The sequence below is a fragment of the Flavobacterium sp. genome (assembly GCF_036741995.1).
In the GTDB taxonomy this organism is placed as follows: Bacteria; Bacteroidota; Bacteroidia; order Flavobacteriales; family Flavobacteriaceae; genus Flavobacterium.
Genome location: NZ_DAINRG010000030.1, coordinates 24,056 through 30,294, shown reverse-complemented (window position 1 = coordinate 30,294; position 6,239 = coordinate 24,056). Strand labels below are relative to the sequence as shown.

The window sequence follows — 6,239 nt, the reverse complement described above, 5'->3', positions numbered from 1 at the left end:
GTTTATGCCTTGGAAAGGGTATAACTTCGAGGATGCGATTGTGATTTCTGAAAAAGTAGTTCGTGATGATATTTTCACGTCTATCCACGTAGATGATTATTCATTAGAGGTTAGAGATACCAAATTAGGTAACGAAGAGTTGACTAATGACATCCCGAACGTTTCGGAAGAAGCTACTAAAGATTTGGATGAAAACGGAATGATCAGAATTGGAGCCGAGGTTAAACCTGGCGACATTCTAATCGGAAAAATTACACCAAAAGGAGAATCAGATCCTACTCCGGAAGAGAAGTTGTTAAGAGCCATCTTCGGGGATAAAGCAGGGGATGTAAAAGATGCTTCATTGAAAGCTTCTCCATCTTTACACGGTGTGGTTTTAGATAAAAAATTATTCGCGAGAGCGGTAAAAGATAAAAAGAAACGTACCAAAGATAAAGACGATTTGACGTCTTTGGAAATGGAATTCGAAACGAAATTTGTGGAATTGAAAGACAAATTAGTAGAGAAATTGTTCACTATTGTTAATGGAAAAACATCGCAAGGTGTAATGAATGATTTGGGTGAAGAAGTATTGCCAAAAGGTAAAAAATACACTCAAAAAATGTTACACGCCGTAGAAGATTTCGCTCACTTAACCAAAGGACAATGGGTTGCCGATGAAGAAACGAACCACTTGGTTAACGACTTAATCCACAACTACAAAATCAAGTTGAATGACTTGCAAGGTGCCTTAAGAAGAGAGAAATTCACCATCACTGTTGGAGATGAATTACCTGCCGGAATTTTGAAATTAGCAAAAGTTTACATCGCTAAGAAACGTAAATTGAAAGTAGGGGATAAAATGGCAGGACGTCACGGAAACAAAGGTATTGTGGCTCGTATCGTTCGTCATGAAGACATGCCGTTCTTAGAAGACGGAACACCGGTAGATATCGTATTGAATCCACTTGGGGTGCCATCTCGTATGAACATCGGACAGATTTACGAAACGGTATTAGGTTGGGCCGGAATGAACTTGGGTAGAAAATTTGCTACACCAATTTTTGACGGAGCGACTTTAGACCAAATCAATGAATTTACTGATGAGGCAGGCATTCCACGTTTCGGTCATACGTATTTGTATGATGGAGGAACCGGAGAGCGTTTCCACCAACCGGCAACTGTTGGAGTTATCTATATGTTGAAATTAGGACATATGGTTGACGATAAAATGCACGCACGTTCTATTGGTCCATACTCTCTTATCACACAACAACCATTGGGTGGTAAAGCTCAATTTGGAGGTCAGCGTTTTGGAGAAATGGAGGTTTGGGCACTTGAAGCTTATGGAGCCTCAAGCACGCTTAGAGAAATTTTGACTGTTAAATCGGATGACGTTATTGGTAGAGCTAAAACTTACGAAGCTATCGTTAAGGGAGAAACTATGCCAGAGCCAGGATTACCGGAATCATTCAATGTATTAATGCATGAATTGAAAGGTCTTGGATTAGACATCAGATTAGAAGAATAAAAATAGTAATCAGAAGCAGTGTTCGGCAGTAAAGCCGGGCACTGTAAACTGAACACTGAAAACTTTAAAAGTTTACGACTATGATGAATAGAAATAAAGATACTAAAAATACTATCAAAAGATTTGACAGAATTTCGATAGGGTTAGCTTCTCCGGAATCCATCTTGGCTGAGTCAAGAGGTGAGGTGTTGAAGCCAGAAACTATCAACTATAGAACCCACAAACCAGAGCGTGACGGTTTATTCTGTGAGCGTATATTCGGGCCTGTAAAAGACTTCGAATGTGCTTGTGGAAAATACAAAAGAATCCGTTACAAAGGAATCGTTTGTGACCGTTGTGGTGTTGAAGTTACGGAGAAAAAAGTACGTCGTGATAGAGTAGGACACATCAATCTTGTTGTGCCTATTGCTCACATTTGGTACTTCCGTTCTTTGCCAAACAAAATCGGGTATATCCTTGGTTTGCCGTCTAAGAAATTAGACATGATTATTTACTACGAAAGATACGTAGTAATTCAAGCCGGTATTGCTCAAAATGCAGAGGGAGAATCTTTGCATAGATTAGACTTTTTGACAGAAGAAGAATATCTAAATATTTTAGATACCCTTCCGATGGAAAATCAATATTTAGATGATAATGATCCAAATAAATTCATCGCCAAAATGGGTGCGGAATGTATCATGGACTTATTGGCCAGAACGGATTTGGATACCTTGTCTTATGACTTAAGACACAGCGCTAACAATGAAACTTCGAAACAAAGAAAAACAGAAGCGTTAAAAAGATTGCAAGTTGTTGAGTCTTTCCGTGAAGCGAACTTAAACAGAGAAAACCGTCCTGAGTGGATGATTCTTAAAGTAATTCCGGTGATTCCACCAGAATTGCGTCCGTTGGTGCCGCTTGATGGAGGTCGTTTTGCCACTTCCGATTTGAACGATTTGTACCGAAGAGTAATCATCCGTAACAACCGTTTGAAAAGATTGATGGAGATCAAAGCTCCGGAAGTAATCTTAAGAAACGAAAAACGTATGTTACAGGAATCAGTAGACTCCTTGTTCGATAACACGCGTAAAGCTTCTGCGGTTAAAACCGAATCCAACAGACCATTAAAATCTCTTTCTGATTCCTTGAAAGGGAAACAAGGTCGTTTCCGTCAAAACTTACTTGGTAAACGTGTGGATTATTCTGCCCGTTCGGTAATTGTTGTTGGACCGGAAATGAAATTGTTTGAATGTGGTTTGCCAAAAGATATGGCTGCTGAACTATACAAACCATTCGTTATTCGTAAGTTAATCGAAAGAGGGATTGTTAAAACGGTTAAGTCGGCTAAGAAAATCATTGACAAAAAAGAGCCTGTAGTTTGGGATATCTTAGAGAATGTAATCAAAGGTCACCCAGTATTACTGAACCGTGCTCCTACGTTACACCGTTTGGGAATCCAAGCTTTCCAACCCAAATTGATTGAAGGAAAAGCGATTCAATTACACCCGTTAGTATGTACGGCATTCAACGCGGATTTTGATGGGGATCAGATGGCGGTTCACTTACCGTTAGGGCCAGAAGCTATTTTGGAAGCACAATTGTTAATGTTGGCTTCTCACAATATCTTGAATCCTGCGAATGGTGCTCCGATTACGGTTCCTTCTCAAGACATGGTTTTGGGTCTTTACTACATGACCAAAGAAAGATTGTCTACTCCTGAACTTAAAATTTTAGGGGAAGGGTTAACGTTCTATTCGGCTGAAGAGTGTAACATCGCTTTGAATGAAGGAAGAGTAGAATTGAATGCTCGTGTTAAAATCAGAGCTAAAGATTTTAATGAGAACGGAGAATTAGTTTATAAAGTGATTCAAACTACGGCGGGTAGAGTATTATTTAATGAAGTAGTACCTCAGGCAGCTGGTTATATCAATGAAGTATTGACTAAAAAATCGTTGCGTGATATTATTGGAAAAATCCTTGCAGTAACTGATGTTCCTACAACGGCAGCCTTCCTTGATAACATGAAAGATATGGGATACAAATTCGCTTTCAAAGGTGGATTGTCATTCTCATTAGGAGATATCATTATTCCGGAAAGAAAAGGCGAGTTGATTGCAGATGCAAGAGAACAAGTGGATGCTATTTCGGTAAACTATAACATGGGTCTTATCACCAATAACGAACGTTACAACCAAGTTATTGACGTGTGGACTTCAACGAATGCCTTACTTACAGAATTAGCCATGAAAAACATTAGAGAAGACCAACAAGGTTTCAACTCGGTGTATATGATGCTTGACTCTGGAGCGAGGGGTTCTAAAGAACAAATTCGTCAGTTAACCGGTATGCGTGGTTTGATGGCTAAGCCTAAAAAATCGACTGCTGGTGGTGGTGAGATTATTGAGAATCCGATTCTTTCTAACTTTAAAGAAGGTCTTTCGATCTTGGAGTACTTTATCTCTACGCACGGTGCGCGTAAAGGTTTGGCGGATACCGCTTTGAAAACGGCTGATGCGGGTTACTTGACTCGTCGTTTACATGACGTTTCTCAAGACGTAATCGTAAACTCAGTTGACTGTGGTACCTTAAGAGGAATTGAAGTTTCGGCTTTGAAGAAAAATGAAGAAATCGTTGAAACCTTAGGGGAAAGAATCTTAGGACGTGTGGCGTTACAAGATGTTATCAATCCTTTGAACAATGAAATATTAGTCCACTCTGGTGTTCAAATTACAGAAGCTATCGTTAAAGCTATCGAAGAGTCTCCGCTGGAAAGAGTAGACGTTCGTTCGCCATTGACTTGTGAAGCTAAAAAAGGTATTTGTGCTAAATGTTACGGAAGAAACTTAGCTACCGGAAAAATGACTCAAAGAGGTGAGGCAGTTGGAGTAATCGCTGCTCAATCTATTGGAGAGCCGGGTACACAGCTGACACTTCGTACCTTCCACGTTGGTGGGGTTGCGGGTGGAGTTTCTGAAGAATCAAGCATCATCGCAAGATTTGGTGGAAAACTGGAAATCGAAGATTTAAAAACTGTAGTTGGCGAAGATGGCGAAGGAAACAAAGTAGATATCGTAGTTTCCCGTTCCACAGAGTTAAAATTAGTAGATGTTAAAACAGGTATCTTATTGAGTACACATAACATTCCTTATGGATCTATCATCAATGTAAAAGATGGTGATACGGTTGAAAAAGGGGCTGCTATCTGTAAATGGGATCCATATAACGGAGTTATCGTTTCTGAGTTTACCGGAAAAATTGCTTACGAAGATTTAGAACAAGGACAATCGTTCCAAGTTGAAATTGATGAGCAAACCGGATTCCAGGAGAAAGTAATTTCGGAAGGAAGAAATAAAAAATTAATCCCAACCTTATTGGTATATGGTAAAGACGGAGAATTAATCCGTTCTTATAACTTACCGGTTGGAGCTCACCTTATGGTAGAGGATGGCGAGAAAATTAAAGCCGGTAAAATCCTGGTTAAGATTCCGCGTCGTTCTTCTAAAGCTGGCGATATCACCGGAGGTCTTCCAAGAATTACCGAGTTGTTAGAAGCTCGTAATCCTTCGAACCCAGCGGTAGTTTCTGAAATTGATGGAGTTGTTTCTTTTGGTAAAATCAAAAGAGGTAACCGTGAGATTGTTATCGAATCTAAATTTGGTGAGGTTAAGAAATACCTAGTGAAATTATCAAGTCAAATCTTAGTACAAGAGAATGACTTCGTAAAAGCCGGGGTGCCTTTATCTGACGGAGCTATTACACCGGATGATATCTTAAGAATTCAAGGACCTTCTGCTGTGCAACAGTATTTGGTAAATGAAATTCAGGAAGTATATCGTTTGCAAGGGGTAAAAATCAATGACAAACACTTTGAGGTGGTTATCCGTCAAATGATGCGTAAAGTACAAGTTCAGGATCCGGGCGATACTTTGTTCCTTGAAGAGCAATTAATCCATACTGCCGATTTCTTAGAAGAAAACGATAAGCTATACGGAATGAAAGTGGTAGAAGATGCCGGTGATTCAGAAGTGTTGAAACCAGGTCAGATTGTATCACCTCGTGAATTGCGTGATGAAAATTCATTATTGAAACGTAATGATAAAAATATGGTTGTGGCTCGTGAGGTTATTACGGCTACTGCTACTCCGGTACTACAAGGTATCACAAGAGCATCGTTACAAACGAAATCATTCATCTCAGCAGCATCGTTCCAGGAGACTACTAAAGTATTAAACGAAGCCGCAGTTGCTGGTAAAGTAGATACCTTAGAAGGCTTGAAAGAAAATGTTATCGTGGGTCACAGAATTCCTGCGGGAACAGGTATGAGAGATTATGATCACACTATTGTAGGTTCGAAAGAAGATTACAATGAAATTATGGCTAACAAAGAAGAATACATCTATTAGTCATGAGCGATACTAATCAACAAGGACAAATCAACATCGAATTGGATGAGAAAGTTGCCGAAGGAATTTATTCTAACTTAGCAATTATCAATCACTCTGCTTCAGAGTTTGTGGTAGATTTTGTAACTCTTATGCCGGGCGTGCCTAAAGCAAAGGTGAAATCGAGAATAGTGTTAACACCGCAACATGCTAAAAGATTTCTGAAAGCATTAGGGGAAAACATTCACCGATATGAATTGGCTAACGGTGAAATCAAGGATACGGAACAGCCTGCTATTCCTATCAATTTTGGTACCGCCGGACAAGCATAAACTAATAAGCATTAGTTGTAAAAAGCCTCTCAT

The 6,239-nt window shown here is 39.6% G+C and carries 3 protein-coding genes; all 3 read left to right on the top strand.

Going from position 1 to position 6,239, the window contains the following annotated elements:
- On the top strand, positions 1-1,510 hold a 1,510-nt coding region (locus V7D82_RS09560; RefSeq protein ID WP_442902387.1), incomplete at its 5' end, for a DNA-directed RNA polymerase subunit beta.
- Between the two features lie 80 nt (positions 1,511-1,590).
- A complete protein-coding gene (rpoC, locus tag V7D82_RS09555) occupies positions 1,591-5,895 on the top strand; it encodes a DNA-directed RNA polymerase subunit beta' (RefSeq protein WP_333600751.1) in 4,305 nt (1,434 codons plus the stop codon).
- 2 nt (positions 5,896-5,897) lie between these two features.
- Positions 5,898-6,206: a DUF3467 domain-containing protein gene (locus V7D82_RS09550; RefSeq protein ID WP_333600750.1), complete on the top strand. Its 309-nt coding sequence runs from the start codon at positions 5,898-5,900 to the stop codon at positions 6,204-6,206.
- The last annotated feature ends 33 nt before the right edge of the window (positions 6,207-6,239 follow it).